The sequence below is a fragment of the Pseudomonas sp. B21-051 genome (genome assembly GCF_024748795.1).
GTDB classification, from domain to species: domain Bacteria; phylum Pseudomonadota; class Gammaproteobacteria; order Pseudomonadales; family Pseudomonadaceae; genus Aquipseudomonas; species Aquipseudomonas putida_A.
In genome coordinates this window covers 2,038,207-2,062,888 of sequence record NZ_CP087166.1, presented here as the reverse complement: position 1 = coordinate 2,062,888, position 24,682 = coordinate 2,038,207, and the positions used below count along the sequence as shown (strand labels likewise).

Here is a 24,682-nt window from a genome sequence, read left to right as displayed (position 1 = left end):
CCCCAAAACCATGCGACCTCATTTATCCTGAAATACCGAGGATGGTGGTTTTGCGACGACTTCGTCGCCGAGCGGGAGCAAGCTCCCTCGCCACAAAAACAGACTGCCGACCGAACAGGTATCAGGCAGAAATACCGTGGGTTTTGAGGAACGCGATAAACGCCTCTTCATCCATCACCTTCACCCCCAGCTCATTGGCCTTGGTGAGTTTCGAGCCTGCACCCGGCCCTGCGACCACACAATGAGTTTTCGCCGATACCGAGCCGGCGACCTTGGCGCCGAGGCTTTCCAAGTGCTCTTTAGCCACATCACGGCTCATCAACTCGACCTTGCCCGTCAACACCCAGGTTTCGCCGGACAGCGGCAGGCCTTCGACGACTTTCTTCTCGCTCAGCCAGTGCATGCCGAAATCCCGCAGCTGTTTTTCGGCAGACTCGGCGATTTGCCGGTGCTCAGGCACAGCAAAAAACTCGCGCACCGAATTGGCCTGCTTCTCCGGTAGCGCCTGACGCATGTCCAGCCAGTCGGCATTCATCACCGCGTCCAGCGAACCGAACTTGTCCGCCAGTTTCTGCGCACCGCCAGGGCCGACAAAGGGAATGTGCAGCTTGTCGAGCAGACCGCCGAGCGTGGTGCTGGCGGCGAACTCGGCGCCCAGCTCACCCTGATCCTGAATCTGCAGACCATGCACCAACAACTCGGTGATCACCTGCTGGTTGTGTGCATCTTCGAAGAAGCTGTGAATCTCGTGGGCCACTTCCAGGCCGATGTCCGGCAGGTAGGTCAGCACTTGCGGCAACGCCTGCTGCACGCGCTCCAGCGAACCCAGCGAGCGCGCCAACACCTTGGCCGTTTCCTCACCGACATCGGGAATGCCCAGCGCATAAATGAACCGCGCCAGTCCCGGTTGCTTGCTGTCTTCAATCGCCGCCAGCAGCTTGTTACTGGAGACCTCGGCAAAGCCCTCCAGATCAACAATGTCGTCGAACTTCAGCGCATACAGATCGGCCGGCGAGCTGACCAAACCTTCATCGACCAGTTGCTCGACGCTCTTGTCGCCAAGGCCTTCGATGTCCATCGCCCGACGCGAGACGAAGTGAATGATCGCCTGCTTCAGTTGCGCGCCACAGGCCAGACGGCCAACGCAGCGGTACACCGCGCCTTCACTGATGGTTTCCTTGCCTTTGCTGCGCTTGACCAGTTGCGTGCGCTCGACATGGGAGCCGCAGACCGGGCAGCTCTCTGGAATCGCCACAGGACGGGCATTCTCCGGGCGACGTTCGGTGACCACTTGCACCACCTGCGGGATCACATCACCGGCACGGCGGATGATTACGGTGTCACCAATCATCAGGCCCAGGCGCGCCACTTCATCCATATTGTGCAGGGTCGCGTTGGCGACGGTGACGCCTGCGACCTTGACCGGTTTCAGCCGCGCCACTGGAGTGACCGCGCCGGTACGGCCGACCTGGAATTCCACGTCGAGCAGCTCGGTGAGTTCTTCCATGGCCGGGAATTTATGCGCAATCGCCCAGCGCGGTTCGCGGGCGCGGAAGCCCAGCTCGCGCTGATCGGCGATGCTGTTGACCTTGAACACCACACCGTCGATTTCATAAGCCAGCGAGTTACGTCGCTCACCAATGTCGCGGTAGTAATCCAGGCACTCGCCGATGCCTTTGGCCAGTTTCAGTTCATGACTGATCGGCATGCCCCACTTCTGCAATTGCTTGAGGTTGCCGATGTGGGTGTCGGAGATATCGTGGGAGACCTGACCGATACCGTAGCAGCAGAATTCCAGCGGGCGATTGGCGGTGATCTTCGAATCCAGCTGACGCAGGCTGCCGGCAGCAGCATTGCGCGGGTTGGCGAAGGTCTTGCCACCGACTTCCAGTTGCGAGGCGTTGAGGCGCTCGAAACCGGCCTTGGACATGAACACTTCACCGCGAACTTCGAGGATCGCCGGCCAGCCTGTGCCGTGCAGCTTCAACGGGATGTTGCGCACGGTGCGCACGTTGACGCTGATGTCTTCACCGGTGGTGCCGTCGCCACGGGTGGCGCCGCGTACCAGCACGCCGTCCTGATACAGCAGGCTGACCGCCAGGCCATCGAGTTTCGGTTCGCAGCTGTACTCCACCGCCGCACCGCCACCGAACAGATCACCGGCCGGCAGATCCAGACCTTCGGTCACCCGGCGGTCGAACTCGCGCATGTCGGTTTCTTCGAAGGCGTTGCCGAGGCTGAGCATCGGCACTTCGTGACGCACCTGGGTGAACGCGGTCAGCGCCACACTGCCGACACGCTGGGTCGGCGAGTCGCTGGTGATCAATTCCGGATTGGCCGCTTCCAGTGCCTTGAGCTCGTGGAACAACCGGTCGTACTCGGCGTCCGGAATGCTCGGCTCGTCGAGGACGTGATAACGGTAGTTGTGCTGATCGAGTTCAGCGCGCAGCTCTAGAATGCGGTTTTTGGCGGCGGTCATGGGTGTTCTCTCATAAAGCAAAAGAGCAGCCGAGGCTGCTCCAGTTTCATCATTCAAAGATCGCAGCCTCGTTGCACTCGACAGCTCCTACAGGGATCGCGTTCCTCTGTAGGAGCTGCCGAAGGCTGCGATCTTTTGATCTTGGCCTTAGCGCTTCTGGGTCAGAGCGCGGCGTTCGAATTCGACGATGCGCTGACGGTAGTGCTCGATAGTCTGCGCGGTCAGCACACTGCGCTGGTCGTCTTTCAGCTCGCCGTTCAGTTCCTGCGACAGCTTGCGCGCCGCCGCCACCATCACGTCGAAGGCCTGCTTCGGATGACGCGGGCCAGGCAGGCCGAGGAAGAAGCTCACCGCCGGGGTGCTGAAATGGTCGATGTCGTCCAGATCGAAAATGCCCGGCTTGACCGCGTTGGCCATGGAGAACAGCACTTCACCGTTGCCGGCCATGCTTTCGTGGCGGTGGAAAATATCCATCTCGCCAAACCGCAGACCGCTTTCGAGAATGTTCTGCAGCAGGGCCGGGCCTTTGAAGCCGGCGGCGTCGCGGCAGATCACGCTGATCACCAGGACTTCTTCGGCTTGCGGCTGATCCTTGTCGGCCACCGCTGGCGCAGGCTTGCTGTCGTCGACGAAGTCATCATCACGGCTGCTGAAGCTCGGGCCGCCGTCCAGATCCAGATCGAGGTTCAGGTCGCCCTGGGCCGGACCGTTGCTGCCGCGCTTGCCACGTTTCGAACCGGATTCGCGAGGCTCGCGTGCTTCGCGGGCCGGCATGCTCACCGACGGCAGATCGTGTTCGTCCAGTTGCGGCTCTTTATGCGTATCCAGCACGCGGGCCGGGCCCAACAGCTCAGCACTGGTGTCCTCGTCCGGCAGGTTGGACAGACTTCGGTCAAGACGGAATTTCAGTTTTCCCTTGCCGCCGCGCATACGGCGCCAGCCATCGAAAAGAATACCGGCTATCACAATGATGCCGATGACGATCAGCCACTCGCGCAGACCGATTTCCATGTAATCCCGTGCCTCTATAAAAAATGCTGAAAAATAAGGGGTTTACATTGTGCAAACCGCTTTAAAACGTGGCGCCAACTCTATGTTCTGACAGGCGTTTTGCCCACGTATACGAAAAATTGACATTAAACTAGCACGACCAAAGACAACTTTACACCGTCTGTCACATTGGCTTGCGCGAATATGTCGATTGGCCAGCAAGTCGAAGTCGGTAAAAAAGTCCTACAGACTACTCATACCCTTCCGACACCACGCTGACTCAGGCGTCCACCATCGCCATCGCCTCCTCGACATCCACTGCAACCAGTCGCGAACAACCCGGCTCGTGCATCGTCACCCCCATCAGTTGATCGGCCATTTCCATGGCGATCTTGTTGTGGGTGATATAGATGAACTGCACGGTCTGCGACATCTCTTTAACCAATCGTGCGTAGCGTCCAACGTTAGCGTCATCCAGTGGCGCGTCAACTTCATCGAGCATGCAGAACGGCGCCGGATTCAATTTGAAGATCGCAAAAACCAGTGCCAGTGCGGTCAGGGCTTTTTCCCCGCCGGAGAGCAAATGGATGGTGCTGTTCTTCTTTCCTGGCGGCCGCGCCATGATCGTCACCCCTGTATCGAGTAGATCTTCGCCCGTCAGTTCCAAATACGCGCTGCCACCACCGAAAACTTTCGGGAAAAGTGCCTGTAATCCGCCATTGATCTGATCAAAGGTATCTTTGAAGCGGTTACGGGTTTCCTTGTCGATCTTGCGAATGACGTTTTCCAGGGTCTCCAGTGCTTCGACCAGATCGGCGTCCTGTGCATCAAGATAACGTTTACGCTCGGATTGTTGCGTGTATTCGTCGATGGCCGCGAGGTTGATCGCGCCCAGGCGCTGAATCCGCGCATTGATCCGTTCGAGTTCTTCTTCGGCGGCGCGTTCACTGGCCTCAGGCGTCAAGGTCGCGAGCACGCCATTGAGATCGTAGCCGTCTTCGAGCAATTGATCCTGCAACGCCTTGCGCCGCACGGTCAGTGCTTGCCATTCCATGCGCTGCTGTTCGAGCTGGCCACGGATCAATTGCGATTGCTGCTCGGCCTGGGTCCGGCGCTTTTCCGCTTCGCGCAGTTCGCGGTCGGCGTCTTCCAGCGCGATCTGCGCGGTCTTCAGTTCTTCGTCGACGGTCATGCGTTTGTCGAGCAGTTCTTCGAGCTTCAGGCGCAGCTCTTCCAGCGGTGCCTCGCCCTCCTCCAGATTCAGGCTCAACTGCTCACGCTTTTCGGTCAGGCGCTCGGCCTGCATTTCCAGCCGCTCCAGCGCCTGACGCGTGGAGTCATGTTGCGCGCGCAACGAACCGAGACGCACCGCCAGTTGATGGGCGTGATCCTTGTGCTGGCGGGCTTCCTGACGCACGCGGTCGAGGCGTTCGCGCAGGCTGTCGCGCTGAGCCAGCAGCAACTCGCGCTGCTCGGTGTCCAGCGCCATGGCATCGAGCGCTTCCTGCAATTGCATGCGCGCTTCGCCGACTTGTTCGTGTTCCAGCTCGCGCTGCTCGCCGAGTTCGATCAGCTCCTCATCAAGCCGCGTGCGGCGCAGCATCAGTTGTTCGGCCTTGGCTTTACCGGCGGACAACTGGGCTTTCAATTCACCTTGGGAACGCGCTTCGTCCTGCAGCAAACGACGCAAATGTTCGCGGCCGTTTTCCTGCTGCCGCTGTTGCGCCCGCAGGGTTTGCAGCCGGGTTTCCATGGCTTCGACCGTGGCTTCGCGCTCTTCGCGTTCGGCCTGCAGCGTCTCGATTTCCTGGCCACGGGCAAGCATGCCGCTCTCGGCTTCACTGGCGCGACGCACCCGCAGGAAGTGTCGGCCAACCCAGTAACCGTCGCGACTGATCAGGCTCTGCCCGGCACTCAACTGGCCGCGCAAGGCCAAGGCCTGCTCAAGGCTGTCGACCGGTTTGACCTGGCCGAGCCACGGCGACAGATCGATCTGTGCCTCGACCTTGTCCAGCAGACTGCCCGCTACCCGCACACCATCGCTGGCGGGGCTGAGCAGGCGTAGATCGCCTTGGGTGAAACCGGACAGATCGAAGCCGTTGAAGTCGTCCACCAGCACCGCTTGCAGATCGGCGCCGAGCACGGTTTCCACCGCCAGCTCCCAACCAGCCTCGACCTTCAAGCCTTCGGCGAGACGCGGCCGTTCGGCGAGGTTGTGTTCCTTCAGCCATTCGGCGGTGCCGGTGCCCGGGTCGAGCGCGGCTTGCTGCAAGGCTTCCAGCGACGCCAGTCGTCCGTTGAGGCGCTGCAAATCGCCCTGCGCCTGCTGCTGCGCGGTCAGTGCCTGCTGCAATTCCTGACGCAGTTGTTCAAGTTTTTCGACCTGCGCTTCTTCGCTGGTCTGCAAATCTTCGAGGGTCGCTTCGGATTCGGCGAGCTGCTCGTTGAGCGCCATGATCGCCGCGTCTTCCGGGTCGGCGGAAAGCAGATCGCGCTCCTCGGCCAGACGCTTTTGCCGATCGGCCAGACGCTCCATGCTGGTTTCCAGCTGCTGGATCCGCGACTGCTGCACTTCGGCCTGACGCCGGGGTTCGGCAGCGGTCAGGTTGAACGTGTCCCACTGCTCCTGCCAGCCGTGCATGACGCTTTCGGAATCTTCCAGCGCAGCGGCGGCTTCTTCGGCGGCGGCGCTGGTGACTTCCTGCTCGGGGGTGAGCATGTCCAGCTCTTCGCCGAGGGTCAGTAGCAGCGTGCGGTCGTGGCCCAGGTGCGATTCGGTTTCAAGGCGCGCGCGTTCGGCTTCCTTCAGATCGTCCTGCAACTGACGCAAGCGCTGCTGGCCGTGCTGGATGCTCTGCTCGACCCGAGCGATGTCGCCGCCGACCGAATAGAAGCGTCCCTGCACCAGATTGAAGCGCTCGGACAATTCATGGTGCCCATCGCGCAGCCGCTCGATGGCCGCATCGGCATTGCGCTGCTCGGCGACCAGCGCTTCGAAACTGACTTCCTGGGTGCCGATGATCGACTCGCGCTGGCCGACCTGATCGTTCAGATCCTGCCAGCGCAGGGCCGATAGTTGCGCCTTGAGCTGGCGCTCTTCGGATTTGTATTCCTGATACTTCTTCGCGGACTCGGCCTGACGGTGCAAGCGTTCGAGCTGACGCTCAAGCTCTTCACGCAGGTCGGTCAGACGCGCAAGATTTTCGTGGGTGCGGCGGATGCGGTTTTCAGTCTCGCGCCGGCGCTCCTTGTACTTGGAGATGCCTGCCGCTTCTTCGATGAAGTTGCGCAAGTCTTCCGGTTTGGCTTCGATCAGCTTGGAGATCATCCCCTGCTCGATGATCGAGTAACTACGCGGGCCGAGGCCGGTGCCGAGGAAGATGTCGGTAATGTCGCGACGACGGCACTTGGCGCCGTTGAGGAAATAGCTGTTCTGGCTGTCGCGGGTGACTTTGCGGCGAATGGAGATCTCGGCGTAAGCCGCGTACTCGCCGACCAGGGTGCCATCGGAGTTGTCGAACACCAGTTCGATGCTCGCCTGGCTCACCGGTTTGCGGCTGGTCGAGCCGTTGAAGATGACGTCGGTCATCGACTCGCCACGCAGGTTCTTCGCCGAACTCTCGCCCATCACCCAGCGTACGGCGTCGATGATGTTCGACTTGCCGCAACCGTTCGGCCCGACGACCGCCGCCATATTACTGGGGAAGTTCACCGTGGTCGGGTCGACGAAGGACTTGAACCCCGCCAGTTTGATGCACTTCAGCCGCACGCTCAGGCAACCGTCAGGGCGGAGACCACCAGATCGCAGCTGCGCTGGGCATAAGCCGTCAGCACGATGCGGATCTGCGGCAAATCACGGGCGAGCACAGCGGCCAGCAGGCGTTCGAACAGTTCGAGGAACTCGCTCATTTCGGCCTTGCGCTGTTCGAGGGCGAGGAAATACGCACGGCTCATGGCCGGCTGCAGGTTCTCGACGGTCTCTTGCAGGTAAGGGTTGTTGGCGAACGGGTACGCAGCGCGCATCACGGCGAAGCTGTCGTCGACGAAGGTGCGGATGTCCTGACGCTCGTAGCTGGCGGTCAGGCGCTGCTGGATCTGCACGAACGGCGCCATGTCGGCCTGGGTCTGCCAGCCATTGGCGACCGCATTGCCGAGCAGGATGTACAGCTCGCTCATCAGCGTGCACAGGCTCTGCACCTTGTGCGCGGTGAGTTCGGTGACATGGGCGCCACGTCGCGGCAGGATCGCGATCAGGTGGCGGCGTTCAAGGATCAGCAGGGCTTCGCGGACCGATCCGCGGCTGACATTGAGGGCCAGCGTGACCTTCTGTTCCTGAATGCGCTCTCCCGGCTTCATTTCGCCGCGAATGATGCGTTCGGCGAGGTGGTGAGCAATTTGCTCGGCGAGGCTGTCCGGCGCCTTGAACGTCATGGTTGTCCTTCAAACTCTTCGATCTGCACAAGCGGCGCAGTGTAGCGCAAATGCAAGTACATGGCGGAGTGCCCGCACGGCGCTTTTTGGCACGATTCAAGCAAAAAAGCAGTGGATCCGCTCAGGGTCAATACTCAATAGAGCACGCGTTAATCGACAAAACCGGTTTTCCTGACCTTTAAGTCAGAAAACCATTGACCGAAAAGTCAGACCTGCTAAATTCGGTTGAAGTCGGTTAACAACAATAATGAGTCTGCGAGGCCTTCCGTGATCCAGTTTTTACTTAACCAGGAACTCCGTAGCGAGCACGCCCTGGACCCGAATCTGACCGTGCTCAATTACCTGCGCGAACACGTGGGCAAATCCGGCACCAAAGAAGGCTGCGCCAGCGGCGACTGTGGTGCCTGCACCGTGGTGGTCGGCGAGTTGCAAACGGATGACGCTGGCCGCGAACACATTCGCTATCGCAGCCTCAACTCGTGCCTGACCTTTGTGTCGTCGCTGCACGGCAAACAACTGATCAGCGTCGAAGACCTCAAGCACAAGGGCGAATTGCACAGCGTGCAGCAAGCCATGGTCGAGTGCCACGGCTCGCAGTGCGGCTTCTGCACCCCCGGTTTCGTCATGTCGCTGTTTGCCCTGCAAAAGAACAGCGATGCACCGGATCAGGCCAAGGCGCACGAAGCGCTGGCCGGCAATCTCTGCCGTTGCACTGGCTACCGGCCGATCCTCGCCGCCGCCGAGCAATCCTGCTGCGGCAAGCAACCGGACCAGTTCGATGCCCGCGAAGCCGAGACCATCGCCCGCCTCAAAGCCATTGCCCCGACCGATATCGGCGAACTCAACAGCGGCGACAAGCGTTGCCTGGTGCCGCTGACCGTCGCCGACCTGGCCGATCTGTATGACGCTTACCCACAAGCGCGGCTGCTGGCCGGCGGCACCGATCTGGCGCTGGAAGTCACCCAGTTCCACCGCACCCTGCCGGTGATGATCTACGTCGGCAACGTCGCCGAGATGAAGCGCATCGAAACCTTCGACGACCGCATCGAAATCGGCGCCGCTACCACCCTCTCCGACTGCTACGAAGCGCTGACCGCCGAGTACCCGGACTTCGGCGAACTGCTGCACCGCTTCGCTTCCCTGCAGATCCGCAATCAGGGCACCCTCGGCGGCAACATCGGCAACGCCTCGCCGATTGGTGATTCGCCACCGCTGCTGATCGCCCTCGGCGCGCAAGTGGTGCTGTGCAAAGGCGAAACCCGGCGCACGCTGAACCTGGAAGATTATTTCATCGACTACAAGGTCACCGCCCGTCAGGAAAGCGAGTTCATCGAGAAAATCGTCGTCCCGCGCGCCACCGCCGAACAGCGCTTCCGCGCCTACAAGGTCTCCAAGCGTCTGGACGATGACATCTCCGCCGTCTGCGCCGCCTTCAATCTGCGCGTGGAAAACGGCGTAATCAGCGATGCGCGCATGGCGTTCGGCGGCATGGCCGCGATTCCGAAACGCGCCGCCCATTGCGAAGCCGTGCTGCTCGGACAGCCATTCAACAACGCCGTTATCGAACGCGCCTGCGCTGCGCTGGCCGAAGACTTCACGCCGCTCTCGGACTTCCGCGCCAGCAAGGAATATCGCCTGCTCAGCGCGCAGAACCTGCTGCGCAAATACTTCATCGAACTGCAAACACCGCACATCGAGACTCGGGTGACCGCTTATGTCTAACCATCACGCCGTAGAGAAGACTCAAGCCGAACTGGCGGAACTGTTCGCCAGAGACCTGACCACCGGTGTCGGCCGCAGCGTCAAGCACGACAGCGCCGCCAAGCATGTGTCCGGTGAAGCGCAGTACATCGATGATCGCCTGGAATTTCCCAATCAGTTGCACGTTTACGCACGACTGTCGGACCGCGCCCACGCGAAAATCATCAGCATCGACACCAAGCCCTGCTACGCCTTCGAAGGCGTGCGCATTGCGATCACCCACGCAGACGTGCCGGGCCTGAAAGACATCGGCCCGCTGCTGCCGGGCGATCCGCTGCTGGCGATTGATGACGTGCAATTCGTCGGGCAACCGGTACTGGCCGTAGCCGCGAAAGACCTGGAAACCGCACGCAAAGCAGCGATGGCGGCGATCATCGAGTATGAAGATCTGGAGCCGGTGCTGGACGTGGTCGAAGCCTTGCGCAAACGCCACTTCGTGCTCGACAGCCACACGCATCAGCGCGGCGATTCGGCTTCGGCATTGGCCACCGCCGAGCATCGTATTCAAGGCACGCTGCACATCGGCGGCCAGGAACACTTTTATCTGGAAACCCAGATCTCCTCGGTAATGCCCACCGAAGACGGCGGCATGATCGTCTACTGCTCGACGCAGAACCCCACCGAAGTGCAGAAACTGGTGGCCGAAGTGCTCGACGTGTCGATGAACAAGATCGTCGTCGACATGCGCCGCATGGGCGGTGGTTTCGGCGGCAAGGAAACCCAGGCCGCCAGCCCGGCGTGCCTGTGCGCGGTGATCGCGCACCTCACCGGCCAGCCGACCAAGATGCGTCTGCCACGGGTCGAAGACATGCTGATGACCGGCAAGCGCCACCCGTTCTACGTCGAGTACGACGTCGGTTTCGACAGCACCGGGCGCCTGCACGGGATCGCCATGGACCTGGCCGGCAATTGCGGCTGCTCGCCGGACTTGTCGGCGTCGATTGTCGACCGGGCGATGTTCCACTCGGACAACTCGTACTACCTCGGTGACGCGACTATCAACGGTCACCGCTGCAAGACCAACACCGCGTCGAACACCGCTTACCGGGGTTTCGGCGGCCCGCAAGGCATGGTCGCGATCGAAGAAGTGATGGACGCGATTGCCCGTCACCTCAACCTCGATCCATTGGCCGTGCGCAAGGCCAACTACTATGGCAAGACCGAGCGCAACGTCACCCACTACTACCAGACCGTCGAGCACAATATGCTCGAAGAGATGACCGCCGAACTGGAAGACAGCAGTCAGTACGCCGAGCGCCGCGAAGCGATCCGCCGCTACAACGCCAACAGCCCGATCCTGAAAAAAGGCCTGGCGCTGACCCCGGTGAAGTTCGGCATTTCCTTCACCGCCAGTTTCCTCAATCAGGCCGGCGCGCTGATCCACGTCTACACCGACGGCAGCATCCACCTGAACCACGGCGGCACGGAAATGGGCCAGGGCCTCAACACCAAGGTCGCGCAGGTGGTGGCCGAAGTGTTCCAGGTGGAAATGGATCGGGTGCAGATCACCGCAACCAACACCGACAAAGTGCCGAACACCTCGCCGACTGCCGCCTCCAGCGGCGCCGACCTCAACGGCAAGGCCGCGCAGAACGCCGCCGAGATCATCAAGCAGCGTCTGGTGGAATTCGCCGCGCGGCACTACAAGGTCAGCGAAGAAGACGTGGAATTCCACAACGGCCATGTGCGCGTGCGTGACCACATCATGACCTTCGAAGCGCTGATTCAGCTGGCGTATTTCAATCAGGTCTCGCTGTCGAGCACCGGCTTCTACAAGACCCCGAAAATCTACTACGACCGCAGCCAGGCCCGTGGTCGGCCGTTCTACTACTTCGCCTTCGGTGCGGCGTGCTGCGAAGTGATCGTCGACACCCTGACCGGCGAATACAAGATGCTGCGCACCGACATCCTCCACGACGTCGGTGCCTCGTTGAACCCGGCGATCGACATCGGTCAGGTCGAGGGTGGTTTCGTCCAGGGCATGGGCTGGCTGACCATGGAAGAGCTGGTCTGGAACAACAAGGGCAAGCTGATGACCAACGGCCCGGCCAGCTACAAGATCCCGGCAGTGGCGGACATGCCGCTGGACCTGCGGGTGAAGCTGGTGGAAAACCGCAAGAACCCGGAAGACACGGTGTTCCATTCCAAGGCTGTGGGTGAGCCGCCGTTCATGCTCGGAATTGCCGCGTGGTGCGCGATCAAGGACGCGGTGGCGAGCCTCGGTGATTACAAGCATCAACCGCAGATCGATGCGCCGGCGACCCCGGAGCGGGTGCTGTGGGGGTGTGAGCAGATGCGCCAGCTCAAGACTGTGAAAGCGGTCGAAGCTGAAACCGAGCTGGCTCCGCTCTAGGACCGAGGTGCGGCTTTCGCGAGCAGGCTCGCTCCCACATTTTGGAATGCATTCCCTTGTGGGAGCGAGCCTGCTCGCGAAGAGGCCCGAACAGACAACGACAGATGTCGAGGTGAATATGTACAACTGGATCGACGCCCTCGCCGACCTGCAGAACCAGGGCGAACCCTGCGTTCTGGTGACGATCATCGAAGAACTCGGCTCGACCCCGCGCAACGCCGGCTCGAAAATGGTCGTCAGCGCCCGTCAGACCTTCGACACCATCGGTGGCGGGCATCTGGAATACAAAGCCATGCAGATCGCCCGCGAAATGCTTGCCAGCGGCAAGCAGGACACCCATCTGGAGCGCTTCAGCCTCGGCGCCAACCTCGGCCAGTGCTGCGGTGGCGCCACCGTGTTGCTGTTCGAACCGATGGGCCAGGTGCAGGCGCAGATCGCCGTGTTCGGCGCCGGGCATGTCGGCCGTGCGCTGGTGCCGCTGCTCGCCAGCCTGCCCTGCCGGGTGCGCTGGATCGATTCGCGGGAAGAAGAATTCCCCGAACAGATCCCCCATGGCGTGCGTAAAATCGTCGCCGAAGAGCCTGTGGATGAAATCGACGACCTGCCCGCCGGCAGCTATTGCATCGTCATGACCCACAACCATCAGCTCGACCTGGAACTCACTGCCGCGATCCTCAAGCGCAACGACTTCGCTTACTTCGGCCTGATCGGTTCGAAGACCAAACGGGCCAAGTTCGAACATCGCCTGCGTGATCGCGGTTTCGACAGCGGCGTCGTGCAACGCATGCGCTGCCCGATGGGCATCGGCGAAGTCAAAGGCAAACTGCCTGTGGAAATCGCCATCTCCATCGCCGGCGAAATCATCGCCACCTATAACGCCAATTTCGGCCAGCACAGCGCCAGCGCCGAACCGATTGCCAGACTGCTGCCGCTTTCCCGGCGCAGTCAGGCCGCCAAACTCAAAGCCTCAAACTGATTAGAGAACCCTCATGCCTCTGACTCGCAAAGCCTACCGCGCCGCCATCCTGCACAGCATCGCCGACCCCGCCGAAGTCGGGATCGAAGCCTCCTACGAATATTTCGAGGACGGCCTGCTGGTGGTCGATGGCGGCAAGATCAGCGCCCTCGGCCACGCCAGTGAATTGCTGCCGACCCTGCCGGCGGACATCGAGATCACCCACTATCAGGATGCGCTGATCACCCCGGGCTTCATCGACACCCACATCCACCTGCCGCAAACCGGCATGGTCGGCGCCTACGGCGAGCAACTGCTGGACTGGCTCAACACCTACACCTTCCCGTGCGAAAGCCAGTTCGGTGACAAGGCTCATGCCGACGACGTGGCCGACATCTTCATCAAGGAACTGCTGCGCAACGGCACCACCACCGCGCTGGTGTTCGGCAGCGTGCACCCGCAATCGGTGAACTCGTTTTTCGAGGCCGCCGAGAAGCTCGACCTGCGAATGATCGCCGGCAAGGTGATGATGGACCGCAACGCCCCGGACTATCTGACTGACACCGCCGAATCGAGCTACGTCGAGAGCAAGGCGCTGATCGAACGCTGGCACGGCAAGGGCCGCCTGCACTACGCCGTGACCCCGCGTTTCGCGCCGACCAGCACCCCGGAGCAACTGACCCTTGCCGGCCAATTGCTGACCGAATACCCGGATCTGTACATGCAGACCCACATCAGCGAGAACCTCAAGGAAATCGAGTGGGTCAAGGAGCTGTTCCCGGAGCGCAAGGGCTATCTGGACGTTTACGATCACTACCAGTTGCTCGGCGAGCGCTCGGTGTTCGCCCATGGCGTGCACCTGTGCGATGACGAGTGCGCGCGTCTGGCGGAAACCGGCTCGGCGATCTCGTTCTGCCCGACCTCGAACTTCTTCCTCGGCAGCGGCCTGTTCAATCTGCCGATGGCCGAGAAGCACAAACTCAACGTCGGTCTGGGCACCGACGTCGGCGGCGGCACCAGTTTCTCGCTGCTGCAAACCCTGAACGAAGCCTACAAAGTCATGCAGTTGCAGGGTGCGCGGTTGAGTCCGTTCAAGTCGCTGTACCTGGCGACCCTCGGCGGTGCGCGGGCGCTGCGTCTGGAAGACAGGATCGGCAACCTGCAACCGGGCTCCGATGCGGACTTCCTGGTGCTGGACTACAACGCCACGCCATTGCTGAGCTATCGCCTGAAACAGGCCAACAACATTGCCGAGACGTTGTTCGTGTTGATGACGCTGGGCGATGACCGCACGGTGCAGCAGACGTATGCGGCGGGTGCTTTGGTGCATCAGCGCTGAGTTTTCCCAAGGCATAAAAAATCCCCCGGTGGTGTTAGCCCCGGGGGATTTTTTGTTGCCTGTCAGGAAGATCAAAAGATCGCAGCCTGCGGCAGCTCCTACATTGGATCGCACTCCTCTGTAGGAGCTGCCGCAGGCTGCGATCTTTTAAAGCTTGGCGCTTGGGCGCCCAGGCTTCTTGGTCTGCAACAGATGCGAGAACACCGCATGCAAATCATCCGACGCACTTTCCTCATCGAGGTTGAGCTTGCTGTCGATGTGATCCATGTGATGCATCATCAGGTCCACCGCCAGTTCACCATTGCGCGCTTCGATGGCGTCGATCAATTGGGTGTGCTCGTCGTAAGAGCAATGCGAGCGGTTGCCGCTTTCGTACTGGGCGATGATCAGCGAGGTCTGCGACACCAGGCTGCGCTGGAAGCTGATCAGTGGCGCGTTTTTCGCCGCTTCCGCCAGTTTCAGGTGAAACTCACCCGACAGACGGATACCGGCACCACGATCACCACGGGAGAAGCTGTCGCGCTCGTCGTTGACCATCTGGCGCAGTTCGGCAATCTGCTCGGCGGTGGCGTGCTGCACGGCCAGTTCGGTGATCGCGCGCTCCACCAGACGGCGAGCCATGAACACCTGACGCGCTTCTTCAACGCTCGGGCTGGCGACCACAGCGCCACGATTCGGTCGCAACAGCACCACGCCTTCATGGGCCAGACGCGACAGCGCGCGGCGAATGATGGTGCGGCTGACCCCGAAGATTTCCCCCAGCGCTTCTTCGCTCAACTTGGTGCCGGGCGCCAGACGCTGTTCGAGGATCGCCTCGAAGATATGCGCGTAGACAATATCGTCCTGGGTTCCGCTGCGGCCGGCTTTGCCTGCTCGCGGTTGTTTCTTGAGGGGTTGCAACTGTTCGTTCATGGGCACTCGAGTCGGGAGAACTGCGGCGAATAGACCGTGACTGTAATACGGCACAGTAGGTCGCTGGCAAGTATCGCGTAAAAAACAGCGCGATTGTACACAATGGATGGTGGCAACACGACTGTATGGCTGTTTGTGACCACGGCTGTATTGCAACGATCCGTTACGATTGAGTTTAGGCTTGATCGCAGAATCCGCCTTTGCGCACAACGGCTCTCATGTAGGAGCTGCCGAAGGCTACGATCTTTTGATCTTGCTTCTGAAAATCAAAGTCAAAAGATCGCAGCCTTCGGCAGCTCCTACACAGGGGTCAGCGTAATTGCGGGGATCTTCATCTGTATAAGGAACACCGCCGTCATGAACGACGCCACCTACACTCGCCTGCGCCCCCTCGCCGATACTTCGCCTTCGGCCATCGTCGCCGGTTTCATCGCAATGATGACCGGCTACACCAGTTCCCTGGTGCTGATGTTTCAGGCCGGACAAGCGGCGGGCCTGAGCAGCGGGCAGATTTCTTCGTGGATCTGGGCGATTTCCATCGGCATGGCAATGTGTTCGATTGGTCTGTCGCTGCGCTATCGCACACCGATCACCATTGCCTGGTCGACACCCGGCGCGGCCCTGCTGATCACCAGCCTCGGTGGCGTCAGCTACGGCGAGGCCATCGGTGCCTACATCACCTGCGCGGTGCTGGTGACGATTTGCGGCCTGACCGGCAGCTTCGAACGTCTGGTGAGAAAAATCCCGGCGTCGTTGGCGGCGGCGTTGCTGGCGGGGATTCTGTTCAAGATCGGCAGCGAAATTTTCGTCGCCGCGCAACACCGCACCGGGCTGGTGCTGGGGATGTTCTTCACTTATCTGCTGGTCAAACGCCTGTCGCCGCGTTACGCCGTGCTCGCCGCGTTGCTGCTCGGCACCGCGCTGTCGGGCTTCATGGGTCTGCTGGATTTCAGCGGTTTCCACCTGGAACTGGCGACGCCAGTCTGGACCACCCCGCACTTCTCGCTGGCCGCGACCATCAGCATCGGCATTCCGCTGTTCGTGGTGGCGATGACCTCGCAGAACATGCCCGGCATCGCCGTGCTGCGCGCCGACGGCTACAACGTACCGGCCTCGCCGCTGATCACCAGCACCGGCATCGCCTCGCTGTTGCTGGCGCCATTCGGCTCCCACGGCATTAACCTCGCGGCGATCAGCGCGGCGATCTGTACCGGGCCGCACGCCCATGAAGATCGCAACAAGCGCTACACCGCGGCGGTCTGGTGCGGGATTTTCTACGGGATTGCCGGCGTATTCGGCGCTACGTTGGCGGCGCTGTTTGCCGCGCTGCCGAAAGAACTGGTGCTGTCGATTGCCGCGCTGGCGCTGTTCGGCTCGATCATCAATGGTCTGAGCATTGCCATGACCGAGGTCAAGGAACGCGAGGCGGCGCTGATTACCTTTATGGTCACGGCGTCGGGGTTGACGCTGTTTTCCATCGGCTCGGCGTTCTGGGGGATTGTCGCGGGGGTGCTCACCTTGCTGATACTCAACTGGCGTAAAGCTTAAAGCAAAAGATCGCAGCCTTCGGCAGCTCCTACACTGATCTCTGTAGGAGCTGCCGAAGGCTGCGATCTTTTGATCGTCCCAAAAAAACGGCGACCCTCAGGTCGCCGTTTTTTTCAGTATCACTTGGCCGCGTTGATCGGCTTTTCCGGATACCAGACGTCCAGCAGCGGGCTGACGGTCATGCCGGTCAGTTCGCTACGGTTTTTCAGCCAGGCTTCAACGGCAGCGCGCTGCTCTTCGTTGACCGAGCCACGCTTCTGCAGGCAAACCAGACCGAAGTCATCGCCGCCAACATAACCCAGACCGTTGGCTTCCATGGCTTCTTTGATGAATGCTTCGAGGAAAGCGTCAATGGCTTCTTCGGACAAGTCTTCTTTGAAGTCCAGGTTCAGTTCGAAACCCAGCTCTTGGAATTCATCAACGCACAGTTTTTTGCGCAGACGCTGGGAACGGTTAGTCGCCATTGGAACAATCCTCTTAAGTAATAACGGCCGGCACTTTACCAGTTTAAGCGGTCAATTACCCGACTCTCTGGGCGCGATGGCGACCGCCCGTAAAAAAAATAACCAAATGGCCACCCCGGGCAAGGCACAAGCTGTTACACCTTGGGGCATAATGCCGACACTTTCATGACCACTGAGGGCTTTTTCATCCATGCCCTCGTTATTTTTCCCCTCTTCTGCAGGGTTTTATTTCATATGATCAAATCGTTGCGTCCTCTCTTTCTTGCCGGCCTTCTTCTGCCCCTGGCCCTGCCGGTTGCCGCTGCCACCATCAACACCGCCCTCACCCCCAACGTCGAAAAAGCCCTCAAGGCCAGCAAGCTGCAGCCGACCGCGCTGTCGCTGGTGATGATCCCGCTCGACGGCCCCGGCAATCCGACCGTGTATAACGCCGACGTCTCGGTCAACCCGGCCTCGACCATGAAACTGGTCACCACTTACGCCTCGCTGGAAATGCTCGGCCCCAACCATCAGTGGAAAACCGAGTTCTACACCGATGGCGATCTGAGCGGCGGCATCCTCAACGGCAACCTGTACCTCAAGGGTGGCGGCGATCCGAAGCTGAACATGGAAAAACTCTGGCTGTTGATGCGCGACCTGCGTGCCAACGGCGTAACCCAGGTCACCGGCGACCTGATCCTCGACCGCAGCTTCTTCATCCAGCCGCAACTGCCGGAATTCAATGATGACGGCAATGACGAGAACAAGCCGTTCCTGGTCAAACCCGACTCGCTGCTGGTCAACCTCAAGGCCCTGCGCTTCGTCGCGCGTAATGACGGGGGCCGGGTGCTGATCTCGGTGGAGCCGCCGATTGCCAGCGTGCGCATCGAAAACACGGTCAAGGCGCTCAACTCCAAGCAGTGCACCGGTGGCGTGCGCTACAACCCGGTGACCCAGCCTGATGGCAGCGTGACCGTGACTGTCGCCGGTCAGTTGGGCGAAGGCTGCAGCTCGCAGACTTATCTGTCGCTGCTCGACCACGCGACCTACACCGCCGGTGCCGTGCGTGCGATCTGGAAAGAACTGGGCGGCAGCATCCAGGGCAAGGATCGCCTCGCCGCGACCCCGAGCAGCGCCAAGCTGCTGGCCCGTGCTTACTCGCCGGATCTGGCGGAAATCATCCGCGACATCAACAAATACAGTAACAACACCATGGCCCAGCAGCTGTTCCTGAGCCTTGGCCAGAAGTACCGCAACGAAGCCGACGGTGACGACGCCAAGGCTGCGCAACGCGTAGTCCGCCAGTGGCTGGCGAAGAAAGGCATCACCGCGCCGCATCTGGTGATGGAAAACGGCTCCGGGCTGTCGCGCGCCGAACGCGTCAGCGCCCGCGAGATGGCCAACATGCTGCAAGCCGCCTGGCACAGCCCGTACGCCGCCGAGTACATCAGCTCGCTGCCGATTGCCGGCACCGACGGCACCATGCGCAAACGCCTTAAAACCACCGCGATGCGCGGCGAAGCCCACGTCAAGACCGGCACCCTGAACACCGTGCGCGCGATTGCCGGCTTCAGCCGCGACGTCAACGGCAACACCTGGGCGGTGGTGGCGATCCTCAACGACAAGGCGCCGTTCGGCGCGTCGTCGGTGCTGGATCAGGTGCTGCTGGATCTGTACAAGCAGCCGCGCCTGCCGCAGACGGCTTCAGCCCTGTAAACCACCGTCGAACCTGTGGATGCAACTCTCTGTGGCGAGGGAGCTTGCTCCCGCTGGGCTGCGCAGCGGCCCCAATGATTTTGTGAGCGCTACGCACTCAAGCGGGAGCAAGCTCCCTCGCCACAAAACAGGGTTCCACAGGGGATTGGTGTAACGGCTTAGCTCATCTGCTCCACCCGATCACGCCCGCCCTGCTTCGCCGCATACACCCCCGAATCTGCCCGCAGCAGCAGGGCATCCGCGCCTTCCCCCGGACGCCAGCTGGCGATGCCGAAACTGGCCGTCACCACCCCGACCACATCCACCGGCGCACTGCGCAGGCCTTGCCACAGCTCCACCGCCAGCATGTACGCATGCTCGCCGTCGATGTCCGGGCACAGCACCATGAACTCTTCACCACCGAGACGACAGAACACATCGGTACGCCGCAAGCGATGGCCGATGCGCTCGCACACCGCCTGCAGCACCCGGTCGCCCACGGCATGGCCGTACTGGTCGTTGATGCGTTTGAAGTGGTCGATGTCGAGCATGATCACCGACAGCTCGCCGCCGCCGCGCTCGACCCGGGCCATTTCGGTGGTCAGGCGTTCCTGGAAGTAGCGGCGGTTGTGGATGCCGGTCAGCGAGTCGGTGACCGACAGCGCGCGCAATTCCTCTTCCACCCGTTTCAAGTCGGAAATGTCCGAGATGTAGCCGTGCCACAGCACGCCGCCGCCCGGCAGCTCTTCCGGCGTCGCCTCGCCGCGCACCCAGCGCAGGCCGCGCTCGGGCAACTGCACACGGTATTCCTCGCGCCATGGGCTGAGGCTGTCCGCCGAAGCACGGATCGAGCTGCGCACTCGCGAGACGTCTTGTGGATGGATGCGGGTGAAAATGGCCTCGGCATTGAGCAGCAGCACGTCCGGCTCCAGCTCGTAGATCTCGCGGATGCCGTCGCTGGCATAGATCACGCTGAAGCGCCCGTCGAACTCCATCTTGAATTGGTAGATGCCGCCGGGCACGTGGGCGCTGAGCTTTTTCAGCAATACATCGCGCGCCGCCAGCGCCTCGTGCACGCGCTTGCGCTCGGTGATGTCGATGCAGATCGCCAGATGCCCGACCCACAGACCCTGTTCATCGAGCACCGGGGTGGCGAGCATGTTCACCGGCAGATGACTGCCGTCGCTGCGCACCAGCGTCCACTCGCGCGCCTCATGACCGCCGACCTCGCCGCCCTCGACCAACATCGCGTGGCAGGTCGGAATGCTCTTGCCGTAACGCGCACTCAACTCCGCCGAACGCGCGGCCAGTTCTCGCGGCAGATGCAGGTTTTCCAGGGTCATGTGGCCGACCACATCGGCGCTGCTGTAGCCGAGCATCTGTTCCGCACCAGGGTTGAAGGTGTTGATCACCCCGCGCAGGTCGGTGGCGATGATTGCCACCTGGGTCGCGGCATTCAGCACGCCGCGCAACTGACCGTGGGTGCCGCGCAATTCCTGCTCGCGGGCGTGCAGTTCCTGCGTGCGCAGTTCGACCATGCGCAAGGCGCGCTGGCGTTGACTGACCAGCACGTAAAGCAGTGCGCTGAGCAACAGACTCAGCAGCGCCCCCAGCACCACCAGGCTGCTGATTGACGAATGGTTGGCTTGCAGAAAGGCTTCGCTGGGCTGTATGTCCACCTGATAGTCATGGTCGGCCATGCGCAACAACTGCGTGGCCGACAGATCACTGGCCCCGGCCTGGTTGGCCGACTCGTAGAGCACTTCATGCTGTTCATCGGTGGACAGGTCGAGAATGCGTACATTGAGGAAATCCTGGTGCTCCTCCGGCAGTCCGTCGGCCAGCAACTGCTGCATGCTGATCACCGCCATCACATAGCCTTGCGGCGGCCCTTTCGGCGCCCCTTCACGAGTGACCGGCGCCAGCAGCAAGACGCCCCGGGCATACGCCGGATCAATTCCCACCAGATGCAATGGCTGCGACACCACCATGTGCCCGGTGCGGTCGGCGCGTTCCAGCGTCGCCCGGCGCAGCGGTTGCGCCAGCAAGTCGTAACCCAGCGGCGTGGGCAAGCGACTGAGGCTCTGGGTGTAGATCACCGGTACGTATTCGGGGCGATCAGCGGCGGTCTGCAACTGATCGTCAGCGTTCAGTTCACGAAAGGTGAAGGTGCTGAAGCCTTCGTTACGCACGGCTTGTTCGACCGCCGGGCGTTCGGCACGGCTGACCCGCGGCGCATAGGAATAGGCCTGGGTGCGTAATAAAAGCGGCTTGGCATAGCCATCGAATTCGCTGCGCGAGACCGAATCGGAGTTGGCGAAGAAACGGCGCAGGCCGTCGAGACGCTGTTCCTGATCCTGGAAACGCTCTTCGATGCGGCTGTAACGTTCATTGGCCAGCAGCTGGAAGCGTTGGCGCAGTTGATGGTGAAACTGATTGAGGGTGGCCCAGGCGAGCAGCCCCGTGAGAATCCCGCCGGCGAGCAATACCAGCAGCGCGACCAGCCAGGCCGAGACGTCTTCGCTGATAAAACCCAGAATCTTTGGGCGCACGGGGTGCAACGACATAGGGGCAACTCACGACGCCATTGTTTCGGGGGAAAACCCCATTGGCCATGAGTTGAGTTATAGCTATTAGCCATTAATTTGGCTAGCGCTGATCGGATCCAAGAGCCTTTAAAAATCAAGGCTCTGTGGATCCAACCCGCCCAAGCGTCAACGAGCCGTGATTTTCCAGGCGCGGTGAATCTTGGTGTTGCGCGCAAAATCCGGATCGATGGTCTGCGCGCTGATTTCCTCGACCGCGTAACGTTCGGCCAGGTTCTCCTCCAGCTGGAACTTGCGGAAGTTGTTGGAGAAGTACAGCACGCCCCCCGGCGCCAGACGCGCCATGGCCAGGTCGATCAACTGCACCTGATCACGCTGTACGTCGAAGATGCCTTCCATGCGCTTGGAGTTGGAGAAGGTCGGCGGGTCGATGAAGATCAGGTCGTACTCGTCGCGGCTGCTTTCCAGCCACGCCATCACGTCGCCCTGCTCCAGACGGTTCTTGTCGGAGAAGCCGTTCAGCGACAGGTTGCGCCGCGCCCAGTCGAGGTAAGTCTTCGACAGGTCGACGCTGGTGGTGCTGCGCGCACCGCCCTTGGCCGCGTGCACACTGGCGGTCGCGGTGTAGCAGAACAGATTGAGGAAGCGCTTGCCGGCCGCCTCTTTCTGAATGCGCATGCGCATTGGCCGGTGATCGAGGAACAGCCCGGTGTCGAGGTAGTCGGTGAGGTTCACCAGCAGCTTGACGCCGCCTTCGCTGACCTCATTGAACTTGCCCTGCGCCGCCTGACGCTCGTATTGCTTGGTGCCGCTCTGGCGCTCGCGGCGTTTGACCACCACGCGGCTCTTGTCGACGTTCAGCGCCTGCGGGATCGCCGCCAAGGCGTCGAACATGCGTGCCGAGGCCTTTTCCGGATCGATCGACTTCGGCGCCGCGTATTCCTGCACATGCACCCAGTCGTGGTACAGGTCGATGGCCATGGCGTATTCCGGCATGTCGGCATCGTAGACGCGATAGCAGTCGATGCCTTCGCGCTTGACCCACTTGCTCATCGCCTTGAGGTTTTTCTGCAGGCGGTTGGCAAACATCTGCCCGCCTTCGCTCAGCCGCGGCTGCTCGACCATTGGCGCCGGGGCTGGCGTTGGTTTGATCGGGTTGCCGTTCTTGTTGAACTTGCGCTCTTGCGGCTCGTTCGGGGTCTGATCGTAGGCCGCTTGCTCACGCTCGGCCTGACGCTGTTCCGGGGTCCGCCGCTCGCCGGTGACGAACTGATCCGGCAGCACCTTGATCAGCAACAGTTTGCACGGCAGCGCGCCGTTCCAGAACGAATACTGTTTGTGGCTGCGAATGCCCATGCGCTTGCCCAGATCCGGCGCGCCGGTGAACACCGCCGCTTCCCAGTTCAGGCAGGCCTGACGCAGACGCTCGCCAAGGTTCTGATAGAGGTAAAGCAGGCTGGCTTCGTCGCCAAGACGCTCGCCGTACGGCGGGTTGCAGATCACCAGACCTTTCTGGTTCTGGTCCGGACGCGGCTCGAAGGTCGCGACTTCGCCCTGATAGATCTTGATCCACTCGCTCAGACCGGCGCGCTCGACGTTATTGCGGCCCGGTTGAATCAGCCGCGGGTCGGCTTCGTAACCGCGAATCCACAGCGGTGGCTTGGCCAGACCGGCAGCGGCACGTTCGACCGCTTCTTCATGGAGTTTTTTCCACAGCGCCGGAACGTGGCCGAGCCATGCGGTGAAGCCCCACTGCTCGCGGCGCAGGTTCGGCGCCATGTCGGCGGCGATCATCCCGGCTTCGACGAGGAACGTACCGACACCGCACATCGGGTCTGCCAGCGCGCCGCCTTCGGCCGCAATGCGCGGCCAGCCGGAACGGATCAGGATCGCTGCCGCGAGGTTTTCCTTCAGCGGCGCCGCGCCCTGCTGCAGGCGGTAACCGCGCTGATGCAGGCTGTGGCCGGAAAGGTCGAGGGACAGGATCGCTTCGCCGCGATCCAGGCGCAGGTGAATGCGCAGATCCGGGTTGAGCTTGTCGATCGACGGACGGTCGCCTTGCGGGGTACGCAGTTTGTCGACGATGGCGTCTTTGACTTTCAGCGCACCGAAGTGGGTGTTGTCGATGCCCGAGCCGTGGCCACTGAATTCGACGGCCAGGGTGCCGTCGGCGAGCATGTGATCCTGCCACTCGATGTCAAGCACGCCGTGGTACAGGTCTTCGGCGTCTTTCATCGGGAAGCGCTTGAGCACCAGCAACACGCGATTGGCCAGACGCGACCACAGGCACAGGCGATAAGCGGTTTCCATGGTCGCCATGCCACGCACGGCGGAGGTGTGCTCGCGGGCTTCTTCAAGGCCAAGCCCGACGGCTTCCTCGATGAGCAGGCCTTCAAGGCCTTTGGGGCAAGTGAGGAAGAGTTCGAAACGGTCGGACATGGTATTTCCAGAGCCTTTGGCTAGTGAACCGGCAACGCATTGCCGATCCGGTTTTCAATCAGGCGCTTTTCTAAAAGAGCGCCCGCGTGGCACGGAGGTGTGCCGTTCCATCCCCGCTGCTCGGGTTAAAAGAGCTTGGATGCAAGGACAGTTATTAAAGTTGATGAAACAAAATGACTCAAAGCAACCCTTCGTCGAATATTACCCCAGCGTAAACGTGGGTCATTCTCACTAAAGGATTAACCCCATCATCCAGTGCGGGGCCGATCATACCGGGGTTTGCTGAAAAAACATTCATGAAACCGGTCGTTACTTATGGCTGTAGCACTATTTTCGTTACGTCCTTATTACAAAACGATCATTCCCTCGGTGTGACTCATTGGTTAGAACTGACCACAGGTTGACGTCGCAACGGCGTCAACACCTTGGCTCGCCACGCCGGCAGCGAGCCGCACCACGGCAGAGTTTTTCTGCCAGGACCTCGGTTGAGGTCGACGCGACACAAACAGTCAACAAGTGAGGGAAACACCCTATGAGAAGACTTAAGCGTGATCCGTTGGAAAGAGCATTTTTGCGCGGATATCAATATGGCGTTGGTGGCAAATCCCGCGAGCTTTGCCCATTTACTCTACCGTCGGTACGTCAAGCCTGGATCAACGGCTGGCGAGAAGGACGCGGCGACAACTGGGACGGTATGACCGGCACTGCGGGAATCCACAGACTCAACGAACTTCACGCCGTCGGCTGACACAGGGCACTTATTGCAACACGACAATCTGAATTTTTAGCGA

At 61.1% G+C, this 24,682-nt stretch carries 15 protein-coding genes; 7 read left to right on the top strand and 8 right to left on the bottom strand.

Annotated elements, in window-relative coordinates; all coding sequences use genetic code 11:
• Positions 1–121: 121 nt before the first annotated feature.
• From ligA to LOY52_RS09400, 4 genes are all read right to left on the bottom strand, one after another.
• Positions 122–2,479: an NAD-dependent DNA ligase LigA gene (gene ligA / locus LOY52_RS09415; protein WP_258679189.1), complete on the bottom strand. Its 2,358-nt coding sequence runs from the start codon at positions 2,477–2,479 to the stop codon at positions 122–124.
• A 147-nt stretch (positions 2,480–2,626) separates the two neighbouring features.
• Complete coding sequence (gene zipA, locus LOY52_RS09410; protein ID WP_027613270.1) at positions 2,627–3,490, bottom strand: cell division protein ZipA; 864 nt, start codon at positions 3,488–3,490, stop codon at positions 2,627–2,629.
• 259 nt (positions 3,491–3,749) lie between these two features.
• Positions 3,750–7,238 (bottom strand): chromosome segregation protein SMC, encoded by a 3,489-nt coding sequence (gene smc / locus LOY52_RS09405; protein WP_258679187.1) that lies wholly within the window; start codon positions 7,236–7,238, stop codon positions 3,750–3,752.
• A gap of 2 nt (positions 7,239–7,240) precedes the next feature.
• A complete protein-coding gene (locus LOY52_RS09400) occupies positions 7,241–7,900 on the bottom strand; it encodes a GntR family transcriptional regulator (protein WP_007961062.1) in 660 nt (219 codons plus the stop codon).
• Positions 7,901–8,167: 267 nt separating this feature from the next.
• Here LOY52_RS09400 and xdhA point away from each other — a divergent pair, with 267 nt between their 5' ends.
• From xdhA to guaD, 4 genes are all read left to right on the top strand, one after another.
• The gene (xdhA, locus tag LOY52_RS09395) at positions 8,168–9,622 is read left to right on the top strand and encodes a xanthine dehydrogenase small subunit (RefSeq protein ID WP_258679186.1); all 1,455 of its coding nucleotides are present in this window, start codon (positions 8,168–8,170) and stop codon (positions 9,620–9,622) included.
• Complete coding sequence (xdhB, locus tag LOY52_RS09390) at positions 9,615–12,014, top strand: xanthine dehydrogenase molybdopterin binding subunit (RefSeq protein WP_258679185.1); 2,400 nt, start codon at positions 9,615–9,617, stop codon at positions 12,012–12,014. The genes xdhA and xdhB overlap by 8 nt, the downstream gene beginning before the upstream one ends.
• Positions 12,015–12,132: 118 nt before the next feature.
• Positions 12,133–12,990 (top strand): xanthine dehydrogenase accessory protein XdhC, encoded by an 858-nt coding sequence (gene xdhC / locus LOY52_RS09385; protein ID WP_258679184.1) that lies wholly within the window; start codon positions 12,133–12,135, stop codon positions 12,988–12,990.
• Between the two features lie 13 nt (positions 12,991–13,003).
• Positions 13,004–14,308, top strand: a complete 1,305-nt coding sequence (guaD, locus tag LOY52_RS09380) for a guanine deaminase (protein WP_258679183.1) — start codon at positions 13,004–13,006, stop codon at positions 14,306–14,308.
• A 147-nt stretch (positions 14,309–14,455) separates the two neighbouring features.
• Here the strand turns inward: guaD and LOY52_RS09375 are convergent, their stop codons facing one another.
• Positions 14,456–15,220 carry a GntR family transcriptional regulator gene (locus LOY52_RS09375; RefSeq protein WP_083366480.1) on the bottom strand — a complete coding sequence of 255 codons (765 nt, stop codon included), beginning with the start codon at positions 15,218–15,220 and terminating at the stop codon, positions 14,456–14,458.
• Positions 15,221–15,577: 357 nt separating this feature from the next.
• Between LOY52_RS09375 and LOY52_RS09370 the strand changes: the two genes are divergently transcribed.
• Complete coding sequence (locus LOY52_RS09370; RefSeq protein ID WP_258679182.1) at positions 15,578–16,768, top strand: benzoate/H(+) symporter BenE family transporter; 1,191 nt, start codon at positions 15,578–15,580, stop codon at positions 16,766–16,768.
• A 119-nt stretch (positions 16,769–16,887) separates the two neighbouring features.
• Here LOY52_RS09370 and LOY52_RS09365 read toward each other — a convergent pair whose 3' ends face one another.
• A complete protein-coding gene (locus LOY52_RS09365; protein ID WP_003223308.1) occupies positions 16,888–17,232 on the bottom strand; it encodes a YggL family protein in 345 nt (114 codons plus the stop codon).
• A gap of 234 nt (positions 17,233–17,466) precedes the next feature.
• Here LOY52_RS09365 and dacB point away from each other — a divergent pair, with 234 nt between their 5' ends.
• On the top strand, positions 17,467–18,927 hold the full coding sequence (gene dacB / locus LOY52_RS09360) for a D-alanyl-D-alanine carboxypeptidase/D-alanyl-D-alanine-endopeptidase (protein ID WP_225138144.1): 1,461 nt from the start codon (positions 17,467–17,469) through the stop codon (positions 18,925–18,927).
• A 158-nt stretch (positions 18,928–19,085) separates the two neighbouring features.
• Here dacB and LOY52_RS09355 read toward each other — a convergent pair whose 3' ends face one another.
• Together LOY52_RS09355 and rlmKL are read right to left on the bottom strand one after the other, a co-directional pair.
• Positions 19,086–21,473 (bottom strand): diguanylate cyclase, encoded by a 2,388-nt coding sequence (locus tag LOY52_RS09355; protein ID WP_258679181.1) that lies wholly within the window; start codon positions 21,471–21,473, stop codon positions 19,086–19,088.
• A 147-nt stretch (positions 21,474–21,620) separates the two neighbouring features.
• A complete protein-coding gene (rlmKL, locus tag LOY52_RS09350) occupies positions 21,621–23,891 on the bottom strand; it encodes a bifunctional 23S rRNA (guanine(2069)-N(7))-methyltransferase RlmK/23S rRNA (guanine(2445)-N(2))-methyltransferase RlmL (RefSeq protein ID WP_258679180.1) in 2,271 nt (756 codons plus the stop codon).
• A gap of 532 nt (positions 23,892–24,423) precedes the next feature.
• Here rlmKL and rmf point away from each other — a divergent pair.
• A complete protein-coding gene (gene rmf / locus LOY52_RS09345; RefSeq protein ID WP_003223300.1) occupies positions 24,424–24,639 on the top strand; it encodes a ribosome modulation factor in 216 nt (71 codons plus the stop codon).
• Positions 24,640–24,682 lie beyond the last annotated feature (43 nt).